General features: G+C 75.0%; 2 protein-coding genes. Both read right to left on the minus strand.

The window, feature by feature from the left end:
* Positions 1-150 precede the first annotated feature (150 nt).
* On the minus strand, positions 151-1,827 hold the full coding sequence (accA, locus tag MXD58_RS28015; protein ID WP_248837455.1) for an acetyl-CoA carboxylase carboxyl transferase subunit alpha: 1,677 nt from the start codon (positions 1,825-1,827) through the stop codon (positions 151-153).
* 257 nt (positions 1,828-2,084) lie between these two features.
* The coding region (locus MXD58_RS28020; protein WP_518478706.1) for a beta/alpha barrel domain-containing protein at positions 2,085-2,816 on the minus strand (732 nt) is incomplete at its 5' end.

The following is a 2,816-nucleotide window of genomic DNA, read 5'->3' on the forward strand; positions in this document are numbered from 1 at the left end:
GGGCCGGGGTCGGCGGGGTGGCTGCGTCGATGGCTGCCGGGGCGGGGTCGATGGCTACCGGAGCGGGGTCGATGGCCGCCGGGGCGGGGTCGATGGCCGCCGGGGCGGGGTGCGCCCCGTTCGTCGCGGTCCGGGTGGCCTGGTCGGTGATCATCGGTGCGCCTCCACAGTGTGATCCGGCTCGGTCCGCTCGGCGTCGGCGTCGGCGCTGGTGGCGGCGGCCGCGGGGACGCCGAACTGGCGGAACCTGGTGCGCCGGCGGGTCACGAGGGTCATCTGGTCCAGTGGGGTGAGCTCGGTCAGCGACGCGCGCAGGGCGTCACGCAGCAGGGCGGCGGCCCGCTCGGGGTCGGCGTCCGCGCCACCGTCGGGCTCGGGGATCACCCCGTCGACGACGCGCAGGCGCAGCAGTTCGCGGGCGTCGACGCGCAGCGCGGCCGCGGCTCGCGGCGCTGCCGCCGGGTCCTTCCACAGGATCGACGCGCAGCCCTCCGCGCTGATCACCGAGTAGACGGCGTTCGCGCACATCAGGACGCGGTCGGCGAACGCCAGCGCGAGCGCCCCGCCGCTGCCGCCCTCGCCGGTGACGACGGCGACGACCGGCACGGCGAGCCCGGCCATCAGCCGCAGGTTCTCGGCGATCGCGACGGCCTGGGCGTGTTCCTCGGCCTCCCGCCCCGGATATGCCCCGGCGGTGTCGACGAGGGTGATGACCGGCAGGCCGAGCTTGGCCGCGAGCCGCATCACCCGCGCGGACTTGCGGTAACCGGCCGGGGTGGGCATTCCGAAGTTGCGGTGCCGCAGCTCGTCGGCGGTGTGGCCCTTCTGCGTGCCGATGACGGCGACGGGGACGCCGTCCAGGCGGCCAAGGCCGGCGACGAGCGCCGGGCAGTCGGCGTACATCCGGTCGCCGCGCAGCTCGGTGAAGTCCTCGATGATCATGCCGATGTAGTCGAGGGTGGACGGCCGGCCCAGGCGCCGCGCGGCGCGCACCGAGTCCCAGGCGTCGCGTTCGGGCAGCGCCTCGTGGTCGGTGACGATCGACCCGCCGGCCCGGAACTGCTGGCGCGGGATGCCGTCGTCGCGCCGGCTGGAGACCGACACCAGCCGGGCGAGGGTCGCGCGCAGCTCCCGGCGGGGGCTGATGATGTCGACGACGCCGTGGGCGAGCAGGAACTCGGCGGTCTGGAAGTCGTCGGGGAGCACCTGGCGGATTGTCTGCTCGATGACGCGGCGCCCGGCGAAGCCGAGGCGGGCGCCGGGCTCGGCGACGATGACGTCCGCGAGCGTCGCAAAGGACGCGGCGACCCCGCCGAACGTCGGGTCGGTGATGAGCGAGACGGTGAGGATGCCGGCCTCGTCGAGCTGACCGAGGGCCTGGCTGGTCTTCGCCATCTGCATCAGGGCGATGGCGCCCTCCTGCATCCGCGCGCCACCCGAGGCGGCGACGGTGATCAGCGGGGTGCGTTCGCGCAGCGCGACCTCGGCGGCGCGGGTGAACACCTCGCCGACGGCGGCGCCGAGGCTGCCGCCGAGGAACCGGAAGTCCATGACGACGACGACGACCGGGCTGCCCTCGATCGTGCCGCGCACGGCGACGGCGGCGTCGTGCAGGCCGGTGGCCGCGCGGGCGGCGCGCAGCCGCTCGGGGTACGGACGGCTGTCGACGAACTCCAGCGGGTCGCCGTCGATGGCGAGCACGTCGATCTCCCGGCGTGAATCCGGGTCGAGCAGCAGGTCGAGGCGCCCGTCGACGGTGAGCGGGGCGTGCCAGCCGCAGTCGGCGCAGACCCGTCCCGCCCGGTCGAAGCGCCGGCCGTAGATCATCGCGCCGCAGCCGCCACACAGCAGCCACGACGAGCCCGAGCCCGACCGCCGCTGCCCGTCGCCGGCCTGGCTCGCCCCGGCCGCGGGGCCGCCGCCGGGGTCAGGGACGGTGCTCGTGCGGATGGCCTCGATGGTCATGGCTACTGCCTCTCTTCCCGCTCGCTCGTCGCGGGCGACGGGATGGGGTGGGCTGTCGATGGCTGACGTGTGTGGTCCCTTGAGGTGGGTCAGGTCGGACGGTCGAGGCCAGGTGTGGGTCAGGACGGCTGCGGTGGCGTCGGGACGTAGGTGGTGACGGACGCCGGCAGGCGCGCCCCGGCGGCGCGCAGGGCCGCGACCCGCTCGTGGAACGCGGCACCCGTCATCAGGTGGGCGGCGACCTCGGCGACCCGGCGGTTGCCGACCTCGGCGAGGTAGGTGCCGGCGACCCAGCTGTTGAACGCGCCCATCGCGGGCCCGCACCACACCTGGTAGTCCGCCGTCCGGTCGGGGTCGCCGGCGATGCTCCAGCCGGACGAGCGGCCCAGGTACCAGCGGAAGATCAGCGCCATCCGTCGGCGCGGGTCACCCGCGGCGCGGGTGATCTGGTCGGGGTCGCGGCGGGTGAAGAACTCGACACAGTCCTGCCAGACCTCGTCGAGGGGACGGCGGAAGACCTTCGTCTCCAGGCCGGCCCGGATGTCGGCGGGCAGCGCGTCGATCCCGTCGTAGGCGCGGTACAGCTCGTAGAGCTGGCGGGCGCGGCCGGGGAACAGCGTGCCGCGGCGCAGCACCTGCACCTCGACGCCCAGCTCGAACATGTCCGCCGACGGTGTCATCGCCGTGTCCGCGACGCCGGTCGCACCGAGCAGCCGCTTCGTCGTGTCGGACTGGTCGGCCTCGAGGGTCGCCTGGTTCACCGAACCGGTGACCACGTAGGCGGCGCCCAGCGCGAACGCCGCCGCGGCGGCGGCCGGCGTTCCGATGCCGCCGGCCGCGCCGACCCGCAC

Origin of the sequence: Frankia sp. AgKG'84/4, from assembly GCF_023242965.2 — a bacterium.
Lineage (GTDB): Bacteria > Actinomycetota > Actinomycetes > Frankiales > Frankiaceae > Frankia.